This is a genomic window from Streptomyces sp. NRRL S-31, from assembly GCF_000718775.1.
GTDB lineage: Bacteria > Actinomycetota > Actinomycetes > Streptomycetales > Streptomycetaceae > Streptomyces.
Genome location: NZ_JOCB01000003.1, coordinates 83,750 through 108,394, shown reverse-complemented (window position 1 = coordinate 108,394; position 24,645 = coordinate 83,750). Strand labels below are relative to the sequence as shown.

Genomic DNA, 24,645 nt, shown 5'->3' with positions numbered 1-24,645 from the left:
CTGGACTGCGTGTTTGCTCACTCAACGCAACAAGCTCGTTGCCATACCTATGAACGCAACGTAGCTTTTCTGTTGTCGGAAACAACGCACGGAGGAGTTCACCATGCAGGAGCAGCAGAGCACGACGCAGCGGTTCGCCACCCACGCCCCCGTCTCGGTCCACTGCGACATCCCCGCCGGACGCATCCGGTTCATCGCCGCCGACCGGAGCGACACCACGGTCGAGGTCCTGCCCGCCGACGCCTCCAGGAGCCGCGACGTCAAGGCGGCCGGGCAGACCCGCGTGGCCTACGACGACGGCGTCCTGCGCGTCGAGGTCCCCGAAGCCGGGAACCGCGTCCTCGGCACCGGCGGTGCCATCGAGGTGACCGTCCAACTGCCCACCGGCTCCCACCTCCTGGCCAAGACGGCCGACGCCGAACTGCGCGGGGTCGGCCGGCTCGGCGACGTCACCCTCGAAGCCGCCCGGGCCACGGTCAAACTCGACGAGACCGCCGAGGCCCACCTCACCCTCCAGGCCGGCGACATCACCCTCGGCCGCCTGGGCGGCTCCGCGCGGATCAGCACCCGAAAGGGCGACATCCGCATCACCGAAGCGGTACGCGGCACGGTCACCCTGCGCACCGAATCCGGTGACATCATCGTCGGCGCCGCCCGCGGAGTCTCCGCCTCCCTGGACGCCGGAACCGCCTACGGCCGCATCCACAACGCGCTCCACAGCACCGACGGCGGCACCGCCCTGGAGATCCACGCGACCACCTCGTACGGCGACATCACCGCCCGCAGCCAGTGAGGGCCCCGGCGGCGGCCGGGTGGCCGACCGCGGCGACGGGTGGCGCCGGCTCGCGCGGGGCGGCGATGCGCGGGCGTCCCGGTGGAAGTCGACCGGGACCGAGCCGAACGCCGGGGCACGGAACGGCCGGGCGCGGAAGGCCGGGGTACGGGGCGGGGGCGCCTTCGGGCAGCGAGCCGGCTCCCTCCGCAGGCTCCCGTCGGAGAGCCGGAAAGGGACCCGCGCCGAGAGCGCGGGCCCCTTTCCGATGCGGACCCGGGTCGGGTGCGGCCGGCCGTCAGGTGGTGCTGAGCATGCCCTCGCGCAGGCGGGCCAGGAGCCGGGAGATCAACCGGGAGACGTGCATCTGCGACACCCCGAGACGCTCGCCGATCTGGGCCTGGGTGAGTTCCTCGACGAACCGCCAGTGGATTATCCTGCGGTCGCGTTCGTCGAGTTCGGCGATCATCGGGGCGAGCGCGTGGAAGTCCTCGACCAGGCCGAGGGCGGCGTCCTCGTCGCCGATGAAGTCCGCCAGCGCGGCCTCGCCGTCCTCGCTGCCGCTGATCGCCGCGTCCAGGGAGGCCGACTTGTAGCCGTTGGAGGCGAGCTGCGCCTCGACCACCTCGTCCTCCGGCAGGCTCATCAGCTCCGCCAGCTCCTTGACCGACGGGGCGCGGCCCAGCCGGGTGCGCAGTTCCTCGTTGGCACGGGCCAGTTGCACGCGCGCCTCCTGGAGCCGGCGGGGCACGTGCACGGCCCAGGAGGTGTCCCGGAAGAACCGCTTGATCTCGCCGACGATGTAGGGGACGGCGAAGGAGGTGAACTCCACCTCACGGGTCAGTTCGAACCGGTCGATCGCCTTGATCAGGCCGATCATGCCGACCTGGACGATGTCCTCCATCTCCTCCGGACCGCGGCTGCGGAACCGGCCGGCCGCGTAGCGGACCAGGGACATGTTCATCTCGATCAGCGTGTTGCGCGCGTACTGGTGCTCGGGCGTGCCCTCCTCCACCACCGCAAGCTGGTCGAAGAACACCCTCGACAACTCCCGCGCGTCCTTCGGCGCGACCCGGGACGGGTCCGCTATCTCCGGAACGTCCGCCGTCCGTTCGACGGTCCGCACGGTCGTCGTCGCCATCATGAGCGCCTCTTCCTGTCGATCGGTCTCGTCCCGGTCGGTTCGCCTTGCCCGATGGTGGCCGCCTACCCCGGCCCGCGCCGCGCATGCCCCGCTTTCCCGCCGGAACCGCCGTGACGCGTCACGCCGTACCGTCGTCCCCGTGGCTGCGTACGACCTCCTTCACCTTGGCCAGTGCGAAGCCCCAGCCCTGTTCGACGGTCGGCTTGGCCGGCACCGCGATCTCGTCGGGGTTGGTGAGCACGTCGAGCAGGACCGGTCCCGGGCTGTCGAAGGCGCGGCGCACGGCCTGCTCCAGGTCGGCCGGGTCGGTCACGCGGATTCCGGTGATGCCCATGGCCGTGGCGACGGCGGCGAAGTCCGGATTGTCCAGGACGGTGCCGAACTCCGGGAGCCCGGCCTGTTCCTGTTCCAGCTTCACCATCCCCAGACGGCGGTTGTCGAAGACGACGAGCTTCACCGGGAGCCGGTGCGTCTTCAGCGTCATCAGGTCGCCCAGGAGCATGCTCAGCCCGCCGTCCCCGCAGAAGGCCACCACCTGGCGTTCGCGGTCCAGGCACTGGGCGCCCAGCGCCTGCGGCATCGCGTTGGCCATCGAACCGAGGTTGTAGGAACCGATCAGGCGCCGCTCGCCGCGCATCTCCACGAAGCGCGAGAGCCAGACCGTCGCCATGCCCGTGTCGGAGGTGAAGACGGCGTCGTCGGCGGCCAGCCGGTCCACCACGGCCGCCAGTGCCTCGGGCCGGATGTCGCCGGTGCGGTTGTCGAGCGAGGACCGGATGCGGCCGATCAGGCCCCGGTCGTGTGCCGGGTCGGCGAGCCGTGCCTGGCCCTCGCGCCACCGGTCGAAGCGCTCGCGGGCCTTCTCCAGGTGCGCCCGGTCCCGGGCGCCCTCCTCCCGCGGCCCGGGTGCGGCGAGGTGGGTGAGCAGGTCGCGGACGGTGACGCCGGTGTCGCCGACGAGGCCGACCTCGACGGGCACCCGGCGCCCGATGTGGGCGGCCTCGGTGTCCACCTGGATCACGGTCCTGCCCTCCGGATACCAGTCCCGGTAAGGGAAGTCGGTCCCCAGGAGCAGCAAGGTGTCCGCGTCCTGAAGGGCCGACGCGGCGGCCGGGTTGCCGATCAGCCCGGTCTGGCCGACCTGGAACGGGTTGGTGTCGCCCTCGAACCCCTCCTTGGCCTTCAGGGTGAGGACCATCGGCGCGGCCAGCCGGTCGGCCAGGGCCAGCACGTCCTCGCGGGCTCCGTGGGCGCCCCGCCCGACCAGCAGCGTGACCCGCTCGGCCCGGTCGAGAAGCTCGGCCGCCCGCCGGACCGCGGACTCCTCCGGCCGGCTGAGCGGGGCGGTCAGCGAGAGGCGGGCCGGGCGGTCCGTCTCCAGCTCGCGTGTCCCCAGGTCGCCGGGGACGGTCAGGACGGCGACGCCCTTGCGGCCCAGGGCGTGGCGCACCGCCGTCTCCAGCATCTGCGGCAGTTGGCCGGGCGAGGTGACGGTCGCGCGGAAGACGGCCACGTCGCTGAAGAGGGCGTCGTTGTCGACCTCCTGGAAGTAGTCGGTGCCGAGTTCGGCGAGCGGGACCTGACCGGCGATCGCCAGGACGGGGGCGTGGCTCTTGGCCGCGTCGTACAGCCCGTTGAGCAGGTGGACCGAGCCGGGTCCGACGGTGCCCATGCAGACTCCGAGGGTGCCGGTCAGCTGCGACTGGGCGCCGGCGGCGAACGCCGCCGCCTCCTCGTGCCGGCACCCCACCCATTCGAGGCCGTCGGTGGTGCGGATGGCGTCGGTCAGGGGGTTGAGGGCGTCTCCCACGACGCCGAACACCTGGCGCACGCCGAGCTCGCTCAGCGCCTCCACGATCGAGCGGGCAACGGTACGGGCCACTTGGATCCTCCAGGTCAGACGGTGAAACGGTCGGGGTCGGCGGCCTTCCAGTCGGCCGCCCAGTCTCGCGGCGGCTCGGCGAGCAACTGCCCGGGCCCGAGCCACTCGTACAGCTCCTCGTAGGAGCGTTCGGTGTAGGGGTCGATGCGCCGCCGGAGCATGTGCGGGCGCAGTTCGGCGGGGTCGGTGACGCCCATGGCCGCCATGATCTGCAACGCGCTGGCCACGGTCGCCTCCTGGAAGCGCCTCACGCGCGGGGTCTTGTCCCGGACGTCGAGGGCGCGGGCCCGCCGGGGGTCCTGGGTGGTCACGCCGGTGGGGCAGGTGTTCGTGTGGCACCGCTGGGCCTGGATGCAGCCGACGGCGAACATCATCGCCCGCGCGGCGTTGCCGTAGTCGGCTCCCTGCACCAGGCGCTTGACCAGGTCGGTACCGGTGGCGATCTTGCCGCTGGCCCCGATCCGGACGCGGTCGCGCAGGCCCGTGCCGACGAGGGCGTTGTGCACGGTGAGCAGCCCCTCGGTCAGCGGGGCCCCCACGTGGTCGGCGAACTCCATGGGCGCGGCGCCGGTGCCGCCCTCGCCGCCGTCCACGACGATGAAGTCGGGGGTGGTGCCCTCCTCCAGCATGGCCTTGCAGACCGCGAGGAACTGCCGGCGCGAGCCGACGCAGAGTTTGAACCCGGTCGGTTTGCCGCCGGACAGCTCCCGCATCCGGGCGAGGAAGCGGACGAGTTCGCGCGGGGTGGAGAACGCCCGGTGGTACGGCGGTGAGATCACCGTCCGGCCCTCGGGCACGTCCCGTACCTTCGCTATCTCGGCGTTGACCTTCGGCCCCGGCAGGACCCCGCCGATGCCCGGTTTGGCGCCCTGGGAGAGCTTCAGGGACACGCACTTGACGTGGTCGTGGGCGGCCTTGGCGGCGAACTCGCCGGGGTCGAAGTCACCGTCGCGGGTGCGGCAGCCGAAGTATCCGGTGCCGATCTCCCAGATCAGGTCCCCGCCCGGCCTCAGGTGGTACTCGGACAGTCCGCCCTCGCCGGTGTCGTGGGCGAAACCCCCGGCGGCGGCACCGCCGTTGAGGGCGAGGACGGCGTTGGCCGACAGCGAGCCGAAGCTCATCGCCGAGACGTTCAGCAGCGCCATGTCGTAGGGGCGGTCGCAGTCGGGGCCGCCGACCCGCACCCGCGGCGGGGTCTCGGGCACCGGGCGCGGGGCCATCGACGGCACGAGGTACTCGTAGCCGGTCCGGTAGACGTCCCGCTCGGTGCCGTAGGGCTGTTCGGCGTCCGTGCCCTTCGCCCGCTCGTAGACGATGGTGCGGACGTCCCGGTCGAAGGGGCGTCCGTCGTAGTTCCGCTCGACGAAGTACTGCTGCACCTCCGGGCGGATCCGCTCCAGCAGGAAGCGGGCGTGTCCCAGGACGGGATAGTTGCGCAGCACCGAGTGCCGGCGTTGCAGCAGGTCCGCCGCGCCGAGCAGGCCGAGCGGGACGAGGAGCGCGGCGGCCGGCCACCACCAGGGGGAGGACACGGCCGCGGCGACGGCCGCCGCCGTGCCGGCGGCCAGGATCAGAGCAACGATTGCCGTACGCATCACCCCTCGCTCATTGCCCTGGATCGGCCTTCCAGTCCCGCCGGCCGTCCGACGGCCGGTCGGCTCCACCGGGTGCGGCCACCGGCGCGCACCGACCGCTGCCCGTCCGGGCCGGCGCCCGGGAGTGAGGCGTCGGGTACCGGGCATCCGCTCCCTGGGTTCGTCCGGCCCGCACCGCTCCGTCCCCTCGGCCCCACGGGAGAATCGCGTGATCCTCGACGGCATACCGGCGCCCGCCGCCGGTGCTACCGACCCTCGTGCGCGGGACCGCGGGCAGCGCCTGCGCCGTCGCCTCGAGCGGCTGATCGGCGTGGCCGCCACCGAGGGCAACGAACTGGTCCCGCTGCGCAACGGCGACGAGATCTTCCCGGCGATGCTCGGCGCGATCCGCTCGGCCGAGCACACGATCGACATGATGACGTTCGTCTACTGGCGCGGTCAGATCGCCCGTGACTTCGCCGCCGCGCTCGCCGACCGCGCCCGTGCCGGGGTGCGGGTGCGGCTGCTGCTCGACGGGTTCGGTGCCAAGGAGATCGAACGGGACCTGCTGGACCTCATGGACGGTGCCGGGGTGCAGGTGGCCTGGTTCCGCAAGCCCGTCTGGCTGTCGCCGTTCAAACAGAACCACCGCTGCCACCGCAAGGCCCTGATCGTCGACGAGCACACCGCGTTCACCGGCGGGGTCGGTATCGCCGAGGAGTGGTGCGGCGACGCCCGCGACCCCGGTGAGTGGCGCGACACCCACGTGCGGGTGCGCGGTCCGGCCGTTGACGGCATCGCCGCCGCGTTCGCGCAGAACTGGGCCGAGTGCCACGACGAACTCTTCGACGAGCACGACCGCTTCACCGGGCACCGCCAGGCCGGCTCGTCGGTCGTCCAGGTGGTGCGCGGCTCCGCGAGCCTCGGCTGGCAGGACATGCAGACCCTGATCCGGGTCATGCTCACCTGTGCCGAGGAGCGGTTCCGGCTGGCCACCGCCTACTTCGCCCCCGACACCTACTTCGTCGACCTGCTGTGCCGAACCGCCCGGCGTGGCGTGCGGGTGGAGATCCTGCTGCCCGGCCCGCACACCGATCAGCGCGCCTGCCAGCTCGCCGGCCAGCACCACTACACCCGGCTGCTGGCGGCGGGGGTGCACATCCGTCAGTACCAGCCGACGATGATGCACGCCAAGATCATCACCGTGGACTCGGTCGCCGCCCTGATCGGTTCCACCAACTTCAACCGCCGGTCCATGGACCACGACGAGGAGGTCATGCTCGCCGTCCTGGACGAGGCGTTCACCGCCGAACTCGACCGGGACTACGACGCGGACCTGGCACGGAGCGTGGACATCGACCTGGCCCGGTGGCGGCGGCGGGCGGTGCTCCAGCGCGTCAAGGAGGCCGCGGTCACCCCGATCCGGCGCTTCCTCTGAGCGGACCGGCGTCCTGGCCGGGGCCGTCGGGGGTGCGCGTCCGGACCGGCGTTCCGGCCGGCCCCTCGAAGGGTGCGCGTCCGTGATCGGTCACCGTAGGACACCGGCCGGGCGGCGGCGCCCGTGGTCAGGCCGGGCGCGGTGCCGGGCCGGTGGCGGTGACGACCAGGGCGGCCTGGTCGTCCTCCACGCCCTGGCCCTCCATGAAGTCGCGGACGTCCTCCGCCACGGTCCGCACGATGTCGCGCGCGGACGGCCGGCGGGGCGCGGAGGCCAGGGCCTCGGCCAGCCGGACGTCGCCGTACTGCTCGGTGCCGGCGGTCCGGCACTCGGTGATGCCGTCGGTGTAGAGGAGCAGGCTCTCGCCGGGGCGCAGGGTGAGGCGGCGCGCGGCGAACCGGGGCGGGATGCCGATGCCGAGCAGCCCGCCGGCCGTCTCCACGGTGTCCACCCGGTGGTCGGTGTCCAGCAGCAGGGGCAGCGTGTGGCCGGCCCGGACGAGGTGGATGCCGAGTCCGTCGGCCGCCTGCGCGAGGTGGCCGTAGACGAGGGTGACGAAGCCGTGGTTCTCGTGGGCGTACCGGTCGTTCAGCGCCTTGTCGACGGCCTTGACGACGTCGACCGGGTCGTCGAGCAGGGAGGCGACGGCGCGGGCGGTGTGCCGGACCAGCGCGGTGGTGGTGGCGGCCGTGGCACCGCGTCCGCAGACGTCGCCGAGGATGAACGCCCAGCTGCCGTCGCCCCGGGCGAAGACGTCGTAGAAGTCGCCGCCGATCTCCAGCCCTTCACCGGCCGGGTGGTAGAAGGCGGCCAGCTCGGCGCCGGGGATGTCGGGCAGGTCCGGCAGCAGCAGGCCGGTCTGGAGGTCGCGGGCGAGGGCCGCACGCTGCGCGTACTGGCGCGCGTTGCGGGCGGCCGTGGCGGCGCGGCGGGCCAGTTCCTCGGCCAGTGCGATCCGGTGTCCGTCGAAGCAGTGTCCGTCCGTGGACAGCAGGGTCAGCGCGCCGAAAGGCCGCCCCCGGTCCACGAGGGGCACGCAGACGTAGCCGGTGACGCCCAGTTCCCGCCAGGGGCCGGGCCCGGCCGGGGTGCGGCGGGCCACCTCGGTCAGGCCGGAAGCCAGGACGCGTGCGACGGGGTCGTGCTCGGGGTCGCGGGCCGGTGTGTGGGCGGCGAGGAGGGCGCGCGTCGCCTCGCTCAGGGCGGCGGCGGCCACCCGTCGCACGCGCCCGGTCTCCACGATGTCGACCGCGGCCAGGGGCGCCAGGGCCGGGCTGGACAGGGCGGCCAGGCGCTGGAGCGTCTGCTTCTCGTCCAGCCGGCCGGCCAGGGCCGTACTGGCGTTGAGCAGGAAGGCGAGGTCCTCGCGGGCCGCCTTCTCGCGCGCGTCGGCCGCCTGCCGGGCCTGCTCGGCGAGATGGCGTTCGATGGCGAGGGCGGCGGTGTCGGCGAAGACCCGGGCCAGCGCCAGGTCGGTGTCCTGGGGGGCGCGCGGAACACGGTGGTACATCGCGAAGGTGCCCAGCAGCCGGCCGTCGCGGGCGAGGATCGGCGTCGACCAGCAGGCGGCGAGCCGGGCCCGGCCGGCGAGGTCGCGGAAGTCGTCCCACAGGGGGTCGGCGGCGATGTCGGTGACGATCACGGCCCGGCGCCGGTGGGCCGCGGTGCCGCAGGAGCCCACGCCTTCGCCGGCGGCGATACCGTCGATGGCCTGGTTGTAGAAGCCGGGCAGGCTGGGAGCCGCGCCGTGGCGCAGGTGCCGGCCGTCCTCGTCGGCCAGCAGGACCGAGACGATCACCTCGGGGACGAGTTCCTCGATCGCCCGGCACATGCCGTCCAGCACCTCGGGCAGCGGCGCCTGGCGGGCTATCTGCTCCAGCAGGGCGCGCTGCTCGGCGGCCAGCCGCCGGGCGTGCTTGACCTGGGTGGTCTCCACTCCGATCATCCGGACGCCGACGACGTTGCCGCCGGCGTCGCGGCGGGCCTCGTAGGTGAAGTCGAAGAACGCCTCGCGGGCCGCCCCGCCGACCCCCAGCACGACGCGGGTCTCCCGGCCGACGTGCCGCTCCCCCGACCGGTACACCTGGTCCAGCAGACCGAGGAAGCCCTGGGCCTTCAGCTCGGGCAGGAGATCGGCCAGCGGCACACCGGTGCGTTCCCGCCGCCCGCCCCCGATCGCCGCGAAGAAGGCCGGGTTCGCCGCCTCCAGCACGTGCGCGGGTCCCGCCATGGACGCGAACAGCGCGGTAGACGTCCCGAACAGCAGCGACAGGTCCTCGTCGGTGTCCGGGACCGCAGGCGCCCGGCGGGCTTCGTCCGCCGGCCGCCGCTCACGCTCGGCAGTCATCTCGCCCCCCTCGCGGCCCACCCGGCCCGGAGGCCGGGCAGGCCATCATCTCCCACGGCATCACGGTGCGCCCCGTCCAGGGTCGTATGCACCGCGACGGCCGGTCCACGCCTGGCGGACCGGCACCGGATCTGCCGGGCGGCCCGCACCGCGCCGTCCGCCGCGGCTCGTCGGCCCCTCGGGCCGGCGCCACGGCTCGCCGTGCCCTCAGTCCAGCGCCAGGTGCAGGCGCACGGTCAGTCCCGTCGGCAGTGCGCGGATCTCGACCAGGTCGCAGAGCTGGTGCATCATCCACACGCCCCGGCCGCCGGCCGGGGAGAGCGGATCGGGGCGGCGCCGGCCGACCAGCGGATCGGTGAGCCGGCCGTCGTCCCGCGCCTCGGCGATCACGGTGTCGGCCGTCCGCCACAGTCGCAGCACCCCGTGTCCCCCGCCGTGCCGCACCGAGTTGCCGGTGGCCTCGTTGACGGCCAGCAGCCAGTCGGTGCGCCGGCGCGGTGACAGGCCCGCCGCCTCGGCCCAGCGCCCGGCGGCGTCGCGGACGTCGGCGAGGTCCCGTTCCGCGAAGCGCAGGACCACCGGGTCGTCCGGTTCGGGCAGCGCCTCGTCGCAGTCGCGGCACACCGTGTGCGGGTCGGCGTAGCCCGGGCTGTGCCGGTAGCCGGCGGCGTCGCCGACGAAGGGGTGCGTCCGGGGAGCCTGCGCCAGTATCCGCTCGGGCAGGGCGGTGTCGTAGGGGCACAGGACCGTGGCCTCCCGGCCGGCGAACGCGAGGTTGATCAGTGCCTCGTGGCGGGTGGCCTCCCGTGCCTCGGCGGGCGTGCGCCCGACCCAGATCAGTTCGCCCACGAGGGACGGGCGCCGGGCCGCGTGCCGGTCGGCGAAGTCCTGGAGCAGCGACAGGGTGCGGCCCGGGTTGCGTCCGGCCTGCCGCATGTCGACCCAGGTGACGTCGTCGTACGCGGTGCCGAGGGCGTCCCGCAGCAGGCTCAGGCGCGGTCCGGGCACGGCGACCAGCACGGGGCGGCCGGCGGCCGCTTCCGCCCGGACGAAACCGCCGACGCCCGCGAGGTAGTCCTGCTCCGTGGTGTAGAGGAGGGCGGGGTGGTGGAAGAGCGCGTCGCCCGGGCTCGATGCCGCCGACGGCCGTGGGTACGTCGTCACTGACCGGACTCCTCCAGGCCGGCCCCCAGCTCGGGGAAGAGTTCCAGCATGCGGGTCAGGGCGGGTGGCGACCCGAGCAGCCGCACGGGTGTCCGAGAGGTCCGCCGGTGCGCGGCGCGGGCCAGATCGGCGAACGCGGCGACGTCGAGGTGGTCGAGGCGGGACAGGTCGAGGGTGAGGTCCGGCGCCGGGGACGCGGCGACGGCGGCCGCCGCCGAGGCGGTGACGCGGCGGCTCTCGTAGCCGGCCGACCCGGACAGCCGGAAGCCGGGCGGGCCGGCCAGGGGGGCGACCGACAGCACCGGCCCGCCGCCGGGGCGGGCGGCGGTGCCCGACCGCGTCAGGTGCGCCCCCGCCAGCAGCTCCAGGGCGTCGCCGGGCACCAGGCGCCGGTCGTAGAAGCACCAGGCCGTCAGGGGCAGGCGCTCGAAGACCTCCTGGTGGATGCGCAGCTCGTACTCCAGCAGGCGCTCGGCGCCCGCCCTGTGCCGGGCGCCCCGGGACATCTCACCGATCACCCGCAGGCTCCGGTGGCCCCGCGCGGCGGCGGCTTCGGCCGCCCTTCGCCACAGTCCGATCATCGCGTCCGGGTCGAACCGGGCTCCGGCCGGGTACGTCTCGTCGGCGGTGGTCACCACGAGCTGTCCGCGCCGCACGGCGGCACCGGCGTCGACGCCCCGCTCGGTGAGCGTGCGGACCACCAGGCCGGGGTCGGTGACGTCGGCGAAGTAGCGCACCTGCTCGCCCCCGTCGAGTCCCGTCCGGACGAAGGCCACGAGCCGACCGGCCCATTCGTCGTCGCTGGAGTACTCCACGGCGACATGACGGTCCGCCGCGGCCGAGCCGCTCGCGGACGCGGGTGCGCCGTGCATCGGACCACCCTTTCCACCCTGAGCGACCGTGTCCCGTCAGCCATGCGGAGGTGTCACCTTACCGCAGGGAACCCGTGTCCCCCGGGGGCGGTGCCCGGCGTGCGGACCGTCCGGCGGCGGCGCCCGGGGCCTCAGTCGGACGGGCCGGCGGTCCGGCCGGCGAGCGCGTGGTCGACCGAGGGGTGGACGGGCAGCAGCTCGGAGACGCCGGTCATGGTCACCATCCGCAGCAGACGGCCGGGGACGTCGGCGAGGCGCAGCGAACCCCCCGCCTCCCGGGTCGCGTGCGCGAGGACGATGAGGGTGCTGAGGCCGGTCGAGTCGACGAAGTCCACCCGCGCCAGGTCCAGGACGAGGTGCCGGGCGCCCCGCTCCACCACGGCCAGGGCGTGCGCGCGCAGCGTCGGCGCCGTGTGCAGGTCCACGTCTCCGGCGACGGTGACGACGGCGGTGCCGGCGCCCGGGTGGCGGACGGTCACGTCGAGGGGGTCGGGCACATCGAGGGGATCGGTCACGTCGGTCATCACTCCTGGCCGCGGGGCTCGGGCATGGCGGCGGTGGGCACGGTCACGGGGCCGTCGGCGGCGGCCGGGGCGGGGGCGGTCAGGTCGCGCCCCGTCACAGCGGTCACGGCCACGGTCTGCCGTCGGCGCCGGCGCCGGGCCCGTGGACCGGGACCAGGTCGGCGAGGCCCGAGACAGTGAGCACGGGTTCCAGCAGCGGCGTGACGACGAGTTCCAGCCGGTCGACGTGGGCGAAGAGCACGTTGAGCCCGGCGCTGTCCAGGTACTCCACGGCGGTCAGGTCCAGGACGAGGGGGCCCGAACCGCCGTCGAGGGCGTCGGCCAGCGAACCGACGTTGCTCATGTCGATCTCACCGCTGACCGTGAGACGGGATGTACCGTCCGGGCGCCGGTCGGGGGTGAGCGTGAGCGGGGTGGTCATCAGGCGATCCTCATCTGCATGTCGACGGTGGTCCCGGACGGGCCGGGAACGATGGTGACCTGCTGCATCATGGCCCGCATCAGGGCCACGCCCCGGCCCCGGTGAGGGTTCAGCCCGGGCTGCGGGTCCTTCCACCGGCCGCTGTCGGCGACCGTCAGGCGCAGGTTGTCGACGAGGGCCTCGGCGCGCAGCCGCACGGCTTCCCCCGGGGTGTGCCGGTGACCGTGCTCGATCGCGTTGGCGCACGCCTCCCCGGCGGCGACGAGGACGTTCTGCACGGTGTTCGCAGGCAGGTCGCACTGGTCGAGCCAGCTGCGCAGCGCCTTGCGGACCGGCGCGAGCTGGGACGACTCGGCCGGGAAGGACACCTCCAGCGGCGCCGGATGGCGGTAGAGCAGCAGCGCCACGTCGTCGTCGTAGCCACCGGCCGGCGCGAGCCGCGCCATGACCTCGGTGGCGAGGTCGTCGACGGGCACGTCGCGGCCCTCCTGCACGGCGACGCCGGCCTGGTCGATCCCGGCGCTGAGCGGGCGCCGGCGGCGTTCCACCAGCCCGTCGGTGTAGAGCAGCAACGTGGCCCGCGCGGGCAGGGTGCAGGCGGCCTCCGGGCGCGTCCGGCCCGGCCGTACGGCCAGCGGCAGCGAGCGTCCTTCCTCCAGCAGCCGGGTCGATCCGTCGGGGTGGGCGAGGATGCCCGGCGGATGCCCGGCGCTGGAGTACGTCAGCTCGCCCGTGCCGGGGTCGAGGACGCCGCAGAAGACGGTCGTGCACAGCGCGCCGGGGACGCTCGCGGCGAACTGGTCGAGTGCCATCAGCGTCCGCGACGGGCTGGGGTCCCGGAGCATCAGCGCGCGGCAGGCGCTGCGCAGCTGCCCCATGACGCTGGCCGCCTCCAGGCCCCGTCCGACGCAGTCGCCGACGACGATGCCGATCCGCCCGTCCGGCAGGGCGACGGTGTCGTACCAGTCGCCCCCCACCTCCAGCGGGCGGGTGGCGGGCTCGTACCGCACGGCGAAGCCGTCGGGCAGCCGGGCCGGGCCCAGGATGGCGCGTTGCAGCGCTATCGCGGTCTCCCGCTGCTGGTCGATCTGGTGCGCGCGCACCAGGCCCTGCGCGAGGTGCCCGGCGAGCAGCGACAGCAGGAGCTGGTCCTGAGAGGTGAAGGGCCGGTGTTCGCCCGGGTCGATCCAGAGGGCCAGCGGCCCGTCGGGGTGTTCCAGCAGGACGCCGGCGCCGCCGTCCTCGGTCACCGGGGTGAGCGGCGGCCGGCGGCTCAGGGCGGCGAGCGCGTCCCGGCGCTCCGCGGGCAGCTCCTCCCACCGGAGGTTCGCGTCGGTGGCGGTGAGGGCCGGTACGTCGCCGCGCCCGAAGACGGCGGCCAGCACGCTCCGCGCGCGCCAGAGGGTCCTCAGCCCGTCGAGGGCGCCGGCCAGCGCCTCGGGCAGGCTCGCGGCCGTGGACAGGGACGTGCTCAGCGCGGCCAGCGCCGTCTCGCGCTGGACGGCGTAGTGCTCGGCGGTGACGTCCCGGAAGGTGCCGACGGTGACCCGGCGTCCGGTGTCGGGGTCCCGCGCCTTGTTGAAGGTGACGGCCACCCACAGACGATGGCCGTCCCGGTGGGTGACGGGGACGGTGTACGAGCCCTTCGAGCGCTCCAGCAGGCCGGCGAAGGCGTCGCCGACCAGGCGGTGGGCGTCGGGGTCGGTGGCGCCGTCCGGCCACCACGGATGGACCGCGGCGTACGGCAGGTCCTCGGGGCCGTAGCCGAGCATGTCGGTGAAGGCGGCGTTGATCTCCACGACGGCCCCGGACTCGTCGCAGACGAAGAAGGCCTCCTGGAGGGAGTCGATGAGTGCCGTCCGCCACCGGACGTGGTGGCCGCGCAGCCGGGCCAGTTCGACGTTCGCGCGGACGCGGGCCAGCAGCTCGGCGGCGGCGAAGGGCTTGACCAGGTAGTCGTCGGCGCCCGCCCGCAGCCCCTCGATCGAGGCCTCCTGCCCCGCCCTGGCCGACAGCAGCAGCACGGGCACCGAGGCCGTACGGGTGTCGGCGCGCAGCCGGGTCACCAGCTCGAGCCCGTCCAGCCGGGGCATCATCACGTCGCTGACGACGAGGTCCGGGGTGTCACGGCGGATGGACCGCAGGGCCTCGACGCCGTCGGTGACGGTGTCGACCCGGTATCCGGCGCCGGTCAGGACGCGGGTGAGGTACTCGCGCATGTCGGCGTTGTCGTCGGCCACCAGCACCCGGGAGCTGACGGCGGCTCCCGGGCCGGAGCGCACCACCGTGTCGTCGTCCGCGCCGGTGTCACCGCCCGGCAGCCAGCGCAGGGCCTCCTGGACGTAGGGGGCGGCCGTGGCGGCGGCCGTGCCGCCGCCCGCCGCCGGGACCACGGACTCGGCGGGCAGGTGGGCGGTCCCGAACGGCAGCCGGACGGTGAAGACGGTGCCCTCGCCCTCGGTGCTCTCGGCCGTGATCTCACCGCCGTGCAGACCGACGAGTTCCCGCACCAGGGCGAGTCCGATGCCACTGCCCTCGTGGGAGCGGGAGCGGGCGTTCTCTATGCGGTGGAAGCGCTCGAACAGCCGGGGCATCTCCGCCCGCGGCACACCGATCCCGGTGTCGGCGACGGTGACGACGGCATCCGGGCCGGCCCGGCGCACGCCGACGCGGACCGCGCCGTCGAAGGTGAACTTCAGCGCGTTGCTGAGCAGGTTCAGGATCACCTTCTCCCACATGCCGCGGTCGACGTACACCCGTTCGTCCAGGGGCGGGCAGTCCACGTCGAAGGCGAGTCCGGCCTTCTCCACGGCCGAGCGGAAGACGCTGGCCAGCTCCGCGGTCACCACGGCCAGGTCGACCGGCTCGTAACGGGCCTGCATGCGGCCGGCCTCGATGCGGGAGAAGTCCAGCAGCGTGTTGACCAGCTTGCCCAGCCGCAGCCCGTTGCGGTGGATGACGTCGAGTTCCCGCCGTACGGGCTCGTCGGCGTCGGTGAGCCGGGCGCGCAGGTCCTCGACGGGGCCCATGATCAGGCTGAGCGGGGTGCGGAACTCGTGGCTGACGTTGGAGAAGAAGGCGGTCTTGGCGCGGTCCAGTTCGGCCAGTTCCTCGGCCCGCCGCTGCTGCGCCTGGTAGCCGCGGGCGCTGCCGATGCCGGAGGCGATGTGTCCGGCGGTCAGCTCGACGAAGCCGCGGTAGCCGTCGTCCGGCACGCGGTACCGGTTGAGGGCCGCCACGAAGAAGCCGTAGGGGGCGCTGCCCTGTTGCAGGAGCGGGACCACGAGTGCCCGCTCGGGCGGTTCGGGCCAGTCCCCGCGGGGCAGGCCGGCGAAGGCGTCCCCGGTCAGCGGCACCAGGACCGTCTCCCCCGCGGCCAGGGCCGCGGCCGGCCACACGCCGTCGGAGCCGTCGACCGGGAGGACGGCCGGCGCGACCGGGTGCCCCGCGGCGATGCCGGTCGCCCCGGCCAGCCGGGCGGTGTCGCCGTCGAAGAGATAGGTGAGGGTGAACGGCAGGTCCGCCCGGTTGCCCGCCAGCTGCCGGTCGGTGAAGGCCAGCACCTCCCGCTCGGTGCGGATCACGCTGGGGTCCGAGCCCAGGTCCCGCAGCGTGGCCATGCGCCGCTCGCCGATAACCCGGTCGGTGTCCTCGCTGACCACGCAGAGCATGCCCACCACGTCACCGGCGTCGTCCCGCAGCGGGCTGTAGGAGAAGGTGTGGTACGTCTCCTCCGTGTAGCCGGACCGCTCCAGGAACAGCAGCAGCCCCTCGTCCCAGGTGGCCTGGCCGGTGCTGAGCACGCCGTCGATACGGGGGCCGATGTCGTCCCAGATCTCCGCCCACACCTCGTTCGCGGGCCGGCCGAGCGCCCGCGGGTACTTGCGGCCGAGTGTGTCGCGCCGGTAGGCGGCGTTGCAGAAGAAGGTCAGCTCCTCGCCCCAGGCCATCCACATGGGGAACCGGGAGGACAGCAGGATGCTGACGGTGGTGCGCAGGCTCTGCGGCCAGCCCCGCGGCGGACCGAGGGGCGTGGCCGCCCAGTCCACCGCGGCGAGGTCCGCGCCCACCTGGCGGTCGGCGGCGAACACCTCACCGTCGGCCGCCGTCGGCCCCGGCTCGTGTCCGGTCCCGCCCGCACGCTCCACGCGACACCCGTCCCCTCGTGCCGGCCCGCTCCCGTGGCCGTACCATGCCGAACGCGCACGCGCTCGTTCCCGGACCGCGTGCCCCTGCCTGTCTGCCACCTGTCTGCTGCCTGTCTGCCCCGAAACCGCCGGCCGACGCCGACGAGCGCCCCGCCGGCCCGCCCAGGGGTGACGTCTCCGGCGATTCGGCGGCATTGTCCCAGACACCGCCGACACGCGATCCGGCCGGGGATCCGGCCGGGGAGGTCCGCGCCGGCCGGGACGGGCGATCGAAACCCCGGGGGATAATCCGGGCGGGCGGGGAAACCTGTGTGGTCGGCGCACGGCGACGGACACGCGGGGGACGCGCGGGGGACGCAACGGGCGTGCACCCCGCACGCGACGGCCGCCGAACGGGATCCGCCACCCCGCCGCAGTCGACTCACCGCACAGGAGACCTGGTGAACGGGACAGAGGGCGCTCTGGCCATCAGCACGCGACCCAGCCCGGCGGGCCCCGTGGTCCTGCGCCTGGCCGGCGAACTCGACCATGACACGGGCCCCCGCCTCCGGCAGGCCGTCGAGGACGCGCTGCGCGGCCCCGGCACGGGACTCGTCGCCGACCTGTCGGCACTGGACTACTGCGACTCCACGGGGATGACCGTGATCATCACGGCCTACCACCGCGCACTGGCGGTGGGCTCCTCGTTCTCGGTGGGCGGGCTCAGCCCCGTCATGGCCCAGCTCTTCCGCGTGGCGGGACTCGACCAGATCCTCACGCTGTACCCCAGCGTCCAGGACGCCGTCGACGCCCTGTCCGGAGACTGAGCCGGACCGTCCCCCGCCCCCATGTCTGACATGGGCGAATCGGGGCAACCGTGCTGTGCAGCCACGCATCTTTCGTTGAGAACCGAGGTGAGCCATGACGCAGGATCTGACCCCCAAGTACACGGTCCCCGGCATCGAGCGCGAGGCGGCCGGCCGGCTGATCGGTCTGCTGCGGCTCCGCCTGCACGCCCTGAACGATCTGCACCTGACCCTGAAGCACGTGCACTGGAACGTGGTCGGGCCGCACTTCATCGCCGTCCACGAGATGATCGACCCACAGGTCGACCGGGTCCGGGACATGGCCGACGACGTGGCGGAGCGCATCGCCGCGCTCGGCGGCATCGCCCAGGGCACACCGGGCGTGCTCGTCGCCGAGCGCGGCTGGGACGACTACTCCATCGGCCGCGCCGACGCGATCGCCCACCTCGCCGCGCTCGACCTCGTCTACACCGGCGTGATCGAGGACGTCCGCGCCGCGATCAAGGAGGCCGGCGACATCGACACCGCCACCGAGGACCTGCTCATCGAGCAGCTCCGCGACCTGGAGCAGTTCCAGTGGTTCGTACGGGCCCACCTGGAAAGCTCCGGCGGCACCCTCGCCACCGGCAAGGCCCACACGGAGCGGGAGGCCGCCGCGGAGGGGGCGGAACTGGGCTGAGGGCCGGCCGGCGCGGGGACGGGCAGACGCGGGGACACCGGTCGGACCGCGGGAGCATCGGCCGGTGTCGACGTCCCGTCCACGACTAGAACCCCATCGGATCCCGGTGGGGCGTTGCCGTCGGATCGCTCGACCACACCAGGCGCAGCTCCACGGACCCCGGCGGGGCCGCCTCCTCGATCAGCCGCGCCGCCCAAGCGTTCCAGTACACGTACGTCCTGTTCTCGGGCAGCCGGAACGCAGGGACATCCACCGGCACCCGATCCCCGCGAAACACCGCCTGCCAGATCTTCCCCGTCAGCGAGGGCGCGGAGGATCGGGCCTCGTCCAGGCAGTCGGCGACGGTCGTGGGGACATAGGCCGTGTACGTACCGGCGGGCAGCCCGGGAACGTTCACCGGAATGAAGTGCCCGGTACCTGCGAACCGGTCGCGCACGGCCTCCGAGAGAGTGGCGCCCAGGACCGGGGCCGCCGGGTTCGCAGTAGGGAACTCGTGCAGCGTCCCCGAAGGATCCCCGTGCAAGGAACCCGGGAGTTCCTCGGGCAGCGGTGCGGCTTCCTCGTCCAGCTCCCAGCGCATGATCTCGTCGCTCTCCAGCAGCGCGCCCTGGAAGTCGTCGTGAAAGCGCGGCACGAGGCGGTACACCTCGATGGGGGTGGTCATCGAGTCAGTCATGGTGCCGTCCAATATGCCGTCGAATCGGGAGCACCGTTGCGGAGCTCGTGCTTGATCTCGGAACCGATGCGTGCCAGCTCCGACCTGAGGTGATTGCCGATGGTAGTGCTGCTGGCGCCACGAGCGCTCAGCAACTGTGCCTCGGTCTGGAGGTGGTCCTCGATACGGTTGAGGAACGCCTTGCGGTGCGTGTAGTTGTGCGGCGTCGGGTGGTCGAGCGGGATGCCGTTGGAGGCGTCGTTGATGTCCACCCCGTACTGCTGGAGCAGTTGGCGGGCGCGGGCGCCCGGCGCCCAGTGGCCTTGCGCACCACCGGACGGGACGATGTGGGCGGCAGCCTGCCCGGGCTGGAGGGTGACCCCGTTCGCCTCCATGTTGCCGCGCAGGATCTTCGCGTTCTCCTTGCAGGTGGCAAGGCCGAGCAGGTCGAGCCAGGTCGCCGGGTTGAGAACGTACGCACAGGGGTTGGGGCCCGGTTCCAGGCCGAGGGGGTCGGGGGAGACGTAGCGGGCGGTCTCGGGGTCATAATGGCGGAAGTAGTTGTAGTGCAGGCCGCCGGTCTCGGCGTCGACGTACTGGCCGGGGAAGCGCAGCGGGGTGTCGGCGAGGGCGTCGGTGTTCGGGGCGGTGGTGCCCCAGGTGGTCGTGCGGGTGTGCCAGGCGATCTCGCCGTCCTCGGTGACGAGTTCGGTGGGGGTGCCGATCAGGTCGGTGACGATGGCGAAGAAACGTGAGTCGACCTCGGTGTCCGACAGCGGCTTGCGCTCGTACTGCGCGAGGGGTCGGTGTCCGTCGTACTCCCAGGTGACGGTGACGCCCGTCGTGGCGTGGGTTTCCTCGGCGAGGCGGGTGCCGTCCCAGGCGAAGCGGATCTCGTCGAGCCGTGTGACACCGTCGTCGGCCAGACGGTACTTGGCGGTGCGGCGACCGAGCGGGTCGTAGCGGTAGTGCCAGGTCCGGCCGTCCGGGGTGGTGCAGGACGTCAGCCGGTTCTCCGCGTCCCACGTGTACTGCCAGGTATCGGCTTTGCGGGACAGCCGCTTCTTGGTGCGGGAGACCATGCGCCCCGCCTCGTCGTAGCAGTACGTGGTGTTGCCCGCGCGCACCAGGCGAGTGCCGGAATAGGTGCGCTGCCCGCGTGCGTCGGGGTCGGCCGGGTGGTCGGGCCAGTGGGCGCCGGTCTGGTTGCCGGCGCTGTCGTACGTGTACTGCTCGTGCCAGCCGCCGTGGTTGGCGGTGGTGGTGAGTGGACGGCCGACCGGGTCGAGGGTGTAGGCGAGGGCGCGGCCGGTGACCTGCTCGGCGAGTTCGGTCAGGTGGCCGTCCGGCCGGTAGGTGTAGCGGCGATCACGCAGGAACCGCCGGTCGGCGCCGCTCTGGGCGCTCAGTGTCTGCCGGGTGAGCCGGCCGAGGCCGTCCCGGACCGAGGAGAGCAGCACCCGTTGCCCGATGGTGCGTTCGGTCTCCTGGCCGAGGAGGTCGTGGGCGAAGGCGAGGCTGTGCCGGGTGTCCAGTGAGAGATGGGTGCGGTTGCCGAACGCGTCCCAGTCGGTGGTGGTTCGCGCGCCGGTCGGGGTGGTACGGCCGATGCGCATCCCCGCGTCGTCGTAGCGGTAGCGCGTGGTCTGCCCGTCGACGGTCTCGGCGAGCAGCCGGCCGAGCGTGTCGTAGGAGCGGGTCAGGGCCGAGTCCGGGGAGCGCACGCCGGTCAGTCGGCCCGCGGCGTCGTACGTGTAGCCGGTGCGGAGGCCCGAGACCTCCCTCGCCACGAGACGACCGACCTCGTCCCGGACGAACGTGAACACGTCACCGGCCGCCGTGGTGGTGGAGACGAGGAAGCCGGACGGGGAGTGGGCGAAGGTGGTGCGGCGTCCGTCGAAGTCGGTCTCGGCCACCACCTCGCCGCGCGCGTTGAGGGTGTACGCCCAGGTCAAACCCCGCGGGTCGGTCACGCCCGTCAGGCGGCGCTCGGTGTCGTAAGTGAAAGTGTAGGTCGCTCCGTCCGGGGTGGTACGGGAGCCGAGAAGGTCGAAGGGGCCGTAGGCGAGGGTGGTCACGCCCCCGATGGGGTCGGTGTGCCTGATGCAGTTGCCCTCGCCGTCGTACGCCCAAGCCTCCCGGCTGCCGTCGGGGGCGGTGAGCGAGACCAGGCGGCCCTCCGCGTCCCAGGCCATGGCGGTGACGCCGCCGAGCGAGTCGGTGACGGTGAGCGGGCGGCCCAGGGTGTCGCGGGTGCAGGAGGTGGTCGCGCCGCGTGCGTCGGTGACCGAGACCGGGAGGCCGGCCGCGTCCGCGTCGACGGACAGGGTGGTGCCGAGGGGATCGGTGATGCCGGCGAGGGCGCCGGTGGCGTGGTGGGTGAAGACGGTGGTCGTGCCGTCGGGGGTGTGGACGGCGAGGCGGTTGCCGCACGGGTCGAAGTCCTGGCGGTTGACGGTGCCGTCCGGGCCGGACACCTCCACGGGAAGGTGCAGGGCGTCGTAGGAGAAGCGGGTGGTGGCACCGTCGGCGGCGACCACCGCGGTGAGGTCGCCCTCGTCGTTCCACTCCCACCGGGTGGTGTGCCCCGAGGGGTCCGTACGGCTGAGCGGATGGTCGCGCGGATCCCACTGGTGGTGAGTGGTGTGTCCGAGCGGGTCGGTGATCGAGACGATCTGGCCGTGGTGGTTGGCGCGGTAGGTGGTGGCATGGCCGAGGGAGTCGGTGTAGGTGGCGGAAGTGGTGCCGTCGTCTTCCCGGCCGCCGTAAGTGATGCGGGAGTTGAGGATGCCGTCGGTGCCGTGGGTCTCGACGACCCGGCCCGACTCGTCGTAGACGTACGTGAAGGTCGTGCCGTTGGAGTCGTGCCAGCCGGTGACGCGGTGCGCGTTGTCGTAGGTGAGGCGGGTGAGCGCGCCGACGGCGTTGACCACCTCGGTGAGGTTGCCGCTCTCGTCGTACCGGTACCCGCGCAGCCGGAGCGGTCCGTCCTCGGTGACGGCGTGCAGGCCGGTGACGCGACCGCTGTCCGGGTCGGTGGTGATCGTGAGGCGGTAGCCGCCGGAGTGGGTGACTTCCAGCGGTCCGTCGTCCTCGGCCCCCCGCTCGAGACTGACGTGGTTGTGGTTGCGGTCCTCCACCTTCGCCAGCCACCACACGCCCGCGCGTGCCTTGGCGGGTTCGAAGTGGCGGGTCAGGCCCGTGTACGGGTCCTGCACCACCAGCGCGTAGGAGGTGCCCTGGGACACATACGTCAAGGGCAGCCGCTCGCCCGCGACCGGTTCGACGCGGTCTCCGACGATGTCCGGGGTGCGGGGGTAGTAGAGGCTGGAGCCGTCCTCGCGGCGCCACCACACGCCGTCCGCCTGCGGGTCCCGCTCCAGGCGTTCGTCCAGGCTGGAGGCCCAGGACGGGCCGAAGCCGATGCCGTGGGTGTATCCGGACAGGTGAGTGCGGTGCAGCACCAGCGGGAGGACGCCCGGCAGGTCGGCGTCGGTCTGGGCAAGGATCATCTGGCCGGTGGCCATGTCGATCGGATCGCCGCAGGTGAACTTGTTCACCAGGGCACGTGCCCGCTGGGACAGTTGCTCCCTGGACTGCCTCAGGCTGTCCCCCGCACCGGGCCTGCCGCCGGAGCCGGGCAGCCCATGGCCGCCGTCGCCGCCGTATTTGCCGGTCTTGATGGCGGCGACCTTGTCGCGGACACCCAGGTCGTTGTGTTTGTGCAGCCGCGAGGTGGCCTTGACCCGGTCCGGCACGGTCTCCGTGATGTGCGTGGTGATGCGCTTCAGGGCCTGCTCCGAGCCCTTTATCGCGCCGTGCAGCACGCTGTCGAAGACCTTGGTGAACGGGTCGCGACCCTTGCTGCGGCCGAACGCCCCCTTGACCCGGCCCAGCGGGGAGGAGGCGGCGGTGTGCATGTCACCGCCACGCCGGGAGACCCGGTTCGCGCCGTGCTCGAACTCGGCATGGTCGATGCGGAGGGTTTTGCCTTCGCCGGAGGAGCCGGAGCCGCCTGCCGAGGCGAGGTGCATGCCGTCGTGCCTGCCCTTGCCGCCTTCGCCACCGCCACCGCCACCGCCGCCACCGCCGCCGCCGGAAGCGCCGTCGGCCGGCATGGAGAACGCGCCCTCGGCCAGATCGAGGACCATGTCCTCGACCATCGCCTCCAGTTTGGCGTTGACCGGCTCGGTGACCTTGGCGATCACCTCGTCCACGATCCGGTCCACTGCCTCGTCGAGGATCCGCTTGACGGCCTGTCGCATCGCCGTGATCTCGGCCGCGCCCAGTACCGCGGACAGGCCGCCGGTCACCCACGCGAGACCGATCGACAGGCCAACCGACCCCGCCATCATGGCCAGTTCCGCCTCGGCCTTGGTCTTCATCCAGAAGATGATCTCGGCGAGGGCATCACACGCGTCCGCGAACAACCGTGCAAGCTCCGGCAGTTTCTCCAGATGGCTCGCCTTGACCTTGGCCCAGTGCTTCTCCATCGCCTCCACGGCCCAGCCCTCCGAAGAGGACAGAAGACGGGAGAACGCCAGATGCGCTTCGGCGCCGTGCCCCTCGAACTGGTCGGCGAAGTCCCGCATGGCGTCGGCCATGTCGCGGTAGTCGTCCTCGTCGACGTTCGGGAAGTTGATCCCTATGAAGTCCAGGACCTCGTCCAGCCAGCCCGGGATCGTGTAACCCACCCTCGTCCAACCCCCAACAAGCGCGGCAGTTCGCCCAGTACGCCGACACGAACAATGACGCGAGTGTGCGAACACCAGTTCCTGAACTGGTGAGAGTACTGCCCGGAGCCGGCGAGGCCCTGCCCACCCCTATACGCCGGCTTGATCACACCCGTTGCCCGCTGTGCCGGCCCCTCACCCCGGCGGTCAGGTCCTGGCGGGCCGGCACGCCCGCCGGCGAGGGGGTGGGCAACCGGTGCGAAAGTCTCGGCGGGGCCGTGCCCGCGTACGTCAGCGGCTACGCGGGTTCCAGCACGGGCCTCGCGGGGAGCCCGCCGCTCTTCTCGCAGCGCAGTTCCTCGGCCATGGCCAGCGAGAAGGAGTGGGCCACGGTCGCGTAGGCGTCCCTCAACACCTCGATGTCGCCCTCGGGCTCCTTGGGCACGCCCCAGCGCTCCACGCCGATCACGATGTGGGCCACTCCCGACGAGCCGGCCAAGTTGTCGCTCGTGCAAGCGAACTGAACGTTCGCACTGTCCGCCGCCGCCAGGGTCCGCTCCCCCATCTTCAGAACGGTGAACTTCGGGGCGGGGGTGCCCGTCGGGGCGCCGTCAGCCCGCCTCCAGGTGACTCTGAGTTCGACCTTGGGCGTGCCGATGGGCGTGTAGACACGGCAGGCGTCCCCGCGATCCACCTCGGGGTCCCAGAACGCCTCGGCAAGGTCCGCCGCGGCCCGCGCGACGGTGTACTTCCCTGCCGACGCCTCGAACCGCGACGACCCGGTAATCACCTCCAGCGCCCGGGACGCCCTGGCGGACACGGCGTCGCCACCGCAGAGTTGTGTCCCCACGACGACCTTGTAGTCCTTCGGAGTGCCGCCCTCATCCCCGCCCCCTCCACAACCGGTGGCCCCGAGAAACAACGAACCGGCCACGGCCGCGGAGAGGAGCCCCCCGCGTGCCGACCTACGACTGCACACTCTCCGCATCCTTACGTGTCCTCGGCCGTCCACCGGCCTCAGCCGGTCTCCGGGTCGTTGCCCTGCTGGTTCTCCCGGTCGTTGCCGACCCCGTAGCCGATCAGCATCGATTCGCGTAGGTCCTGTCCGAACTCGCTGTTGGCGTCCACGCCGTTGTGCCGCAGAAACTCCTCCATCGGGGCCTCGACCATGCTCTCACCGGCGGAATAGATCTTGGTCTTCTCCTCCCTGTTGAGCTCCTCCACCTTCTCCTTGTGCTCATCCACCGAGTTATCGGAGATGTCGCCGACCATCTGGCCGATGACCTGTTCGGCAGCACCACTGGCGGTGTCGGTCGCCAGCGGGATGAGCACCGCGGCCGCGCCCGCGCCCACGGCCGCGGTCGCAGGCAAGAAGGCGACGCCTGCCGCGATACCCGCCGTGGCCCCGAACTCCACCCAGCCCGCCCGCTTGGCGACCGCCTTCTCGTAGTCCTCGTGGGTCTTGAGGTTCGTCGCCTCCACCTGGTCGGCCCGGGTGGGGCAGATGCGACGTCAGAAAGACCACTCGGGGATTCATCAGAACCCCTTCGTGATCTGTCGGATGGTG

16 protein-coding genes and 1 pseudogene are annotated in these 24,645 nt (G+C 72.8%); 4 read left to right on the top strand and 13 right to left on the bottom strand.

The features are described from left to right. Positions 1-103: 103 nt before the first annotated feature. A complete protein-coding gene (locus tag IF37_RS0102265; RefSeq protein WP_030735210.1) occupies positions 104-793 on the top strand; it encodes a DUF4097 family beta strand repeat-containing protein in 690 nt (229 codons plus the stop codon). 277 nt (positions 794-1,070) lie between these two features. Here IF37_RS0102265 and IF37_RS0102260 read toward each other — a convergent pair whose 3' ends face one another. The 3 genes from IF37_RS0102260 to IF37_RS0102250 all read right to left on the bottom strand — a co-directional run bounded on the left by IF37_RS0102260 (position 1,071) and on the right by IF37_RS0102250 (position 5,396). Then, positions 1,071-1,916, bottom strand: coding sequence for an RNA polymerase sigma factor SigF (locus IF37_RS0102260; protein ID WP_037855419.1), 846 nt, complete (start codon positions 1,914-1,916; stop codon positions 1,071-1,073). A 118-nt stretch (positions 1,917-2,034) separates the two neighbouring features. Next, positions 2,035-3,798: a thiamine pyrophosphate-dependent enzyme gene (locus tag IF37_RS0102255; RefSeq protein ID WP_030735204.1), complete on the bottom strand. Its 1,764-nt coding sequence runs from the start codon at positions 3,796-3,798 to the stop codon at positions 2,035-2,037. A 14-nt stretch (positions 3,799-3,812) separates the two neighbouring features. Next, on the bottom strand, positions 3,813-5,396 hold the full coding sequence (locus IF37_RS0102250) for an FMN-binding glutamate synthase family protein (protein ID WP_030735202.1): 1,584 nt from the start codon (positions 5,394-5,396) through the stop codon (positions 3,813-3,815). Positions 5,397-5,616: 220 nt separating this feature from the next. Here IF37_RS0102250 and IF37_RS0102245 point away from each other — a divergent pair, with 220 nt between their 5' ends. After that, a complete protein-coding gene (locus tag IF37_RS0102245; RefSeq protein WP_052844946.1) occupies positions 5,617-6,810 on the top strand; it encodes a phosphatidylserine/phosphatidylglycerophosphate/cardiolipin synthase family protein in 1,194 nt (397 codons plus the stop codon). Positions 6,811-6,937: 127 nt separating this feature from the next. On the opposite strand, the gene IF37_RS0102240 is transcribed toward IF37_RS0102245, so the two are convergent. The 6 genes from IF37_RS0102240 to IF37_RS0102210 form a co-directional block, all read right to left on the bottom strand. Beyond that, positions 6,938-9,157, bottom strand: coding sequence for a SpoIIE family protein phosphatase (locus tag IF37_RS0102240; protein WP_030735196.1), 2,220 nt, complete (start codon positions 9,155-9,157; stop codon positions 6,938-6,940). A gap of 207 nt (positions 9,158-9,364) precedes the next feature. Continuing rightward, positions 9,365-10,321, bottom strand: coding sequence for a sensor histidine kinase (locus IF37_RS0102235; protein ID WP_030735193.1), 957 nt, complete (start codon positions 10,319-10,321; stop codon positions 9,365-9,367). After that, complete coding sequence (locus IF37_RS0102230; protein WP_030735190.1) at positions 10,318-11,193, bottom strand: MEDS domain-containing protein; 876 nt, start codon at positions 11,191-11,193, stop codon at positions 10,318-10,320. The genes IF37_RS0102235 and IF37_RS0102230 overlap by 4 nt, the downstream gene beginning before the upstream one ends. Positions 11,194-11,324: 131 nt before the next feature. After that, positions 11,325-11,717: an STAS domain-containing protein gene (locus IF37_RS0102225; RefSeq protein ID WP_052844926.1), complete on the bottom strand. Its 393-nt coding sequence runs from the start codon at positions 11,715-11,717 to the stop codon at positions 11,325-11,327. A 103-nt stretch (positions 11,718-11,820) separates the two neighbouring features. Then, positions 11,821-12,138, bottom strand: coding sequence for an STAS domain-containing protein (locus tag IF37_RS0102215; protein WP_030735185.1), 318 nt, complete (start codon positions 12,136-12,138; stop codon positions 11,821-11,823). Beyond that, entirely contained in the window at positions 12,138-16,094 is a 3,957-nt protein-coding gene (locus IF37_RS0102210; RefSeq protein ID WP_253915622.1) for a SpoIIE family protein phosphatase, read from the bottom strand. The genes IF37_RS0102215 and IF37_RS0102210 overlap by 1 nt, the downstream gene beginning before the upstream one ends. Positions 16,095-16,726: 632 nt before the next feature. Here IF37_RS0102210 and IF37_RS45165 point away from each other — a divergent pair. After that, complete coding sequence (locus tag IF37_RS45165) at positions 16,727-17,092, top strand: STAS domain-containing protein (protein ID WP_030735179.1); 366 nt, start codon at positions 16,727-16,729, stop codon at positions 17,090-17,092. 94 nt (positions 17,093-17,186) lie between these two features. Continuing rightward, complete coding sequence (gene dps / locus IF37_RS0102200; RefSeq protein ID WP_030735176.1) at positions 17,187-17,750, top strand: DNA starvation/stationary phase protection protein Dps; 564 nt, start codon at positions 17,187-17,189, stop codon at positions 17,748-17,750. An 85-nt stretch (positions 17,751-17,835) separates the two neighbouring features. Here the strand turns inward: dps and IF37_RS0102195 are convergent, their stop codons facing one another. From IF37_RS0102195 to IF37_RS0102180, 4 genes and pseudogenes are all read right to left on the bottom strand, one after another. Continuing rightward, entirely contained in the window at positions 17,836-18,426 is a 591-nt protein-coding gene (locus IF37_RS0102195; RefSeq protein ID WP_052844925.1) for a hypothetical protein, read from the bottom strand. Further along, positions 18,423-23,099 (bottom strand): DUF6531 domain-containing protein, encoded by a 4,677-nt coding sequence (locus tag IF37_RS0102190; protein ID WP_052844924.1) that lies wholly within the window; start codon positions 23,097-23,099, stop codon positions 18,423-18,425. Before IF37_RS0102190 ends, IF37_RS0102195 begins: the two co-directional genes overlap by 4 nt. A 277-nt stretch (positions 23,100-23,376) precedes the next feature. Then, positions 23,377-23,928 carry a hypothetical protein gene (locus IF37_RS38920; protein ID WP_367647032.1) on the bottom strand — a complete coding sequence of 184 codons (552 nt, stop codon included), beginning with the start codon at positions 23,926-23,928 and terminating at the stop codon, positions 23,377-23,379. 167 nt (positions 23,929-24,095) lie between these two features. Continuing rightward, positions 24,096-24,575 (bottom strand): annotated as a pseudogene (locus IF37_RS0102180) (hypothetical protein); the annotation flags it as partial. Positions 24,576-24,645 lie beyond the last annotated feature (70 nt).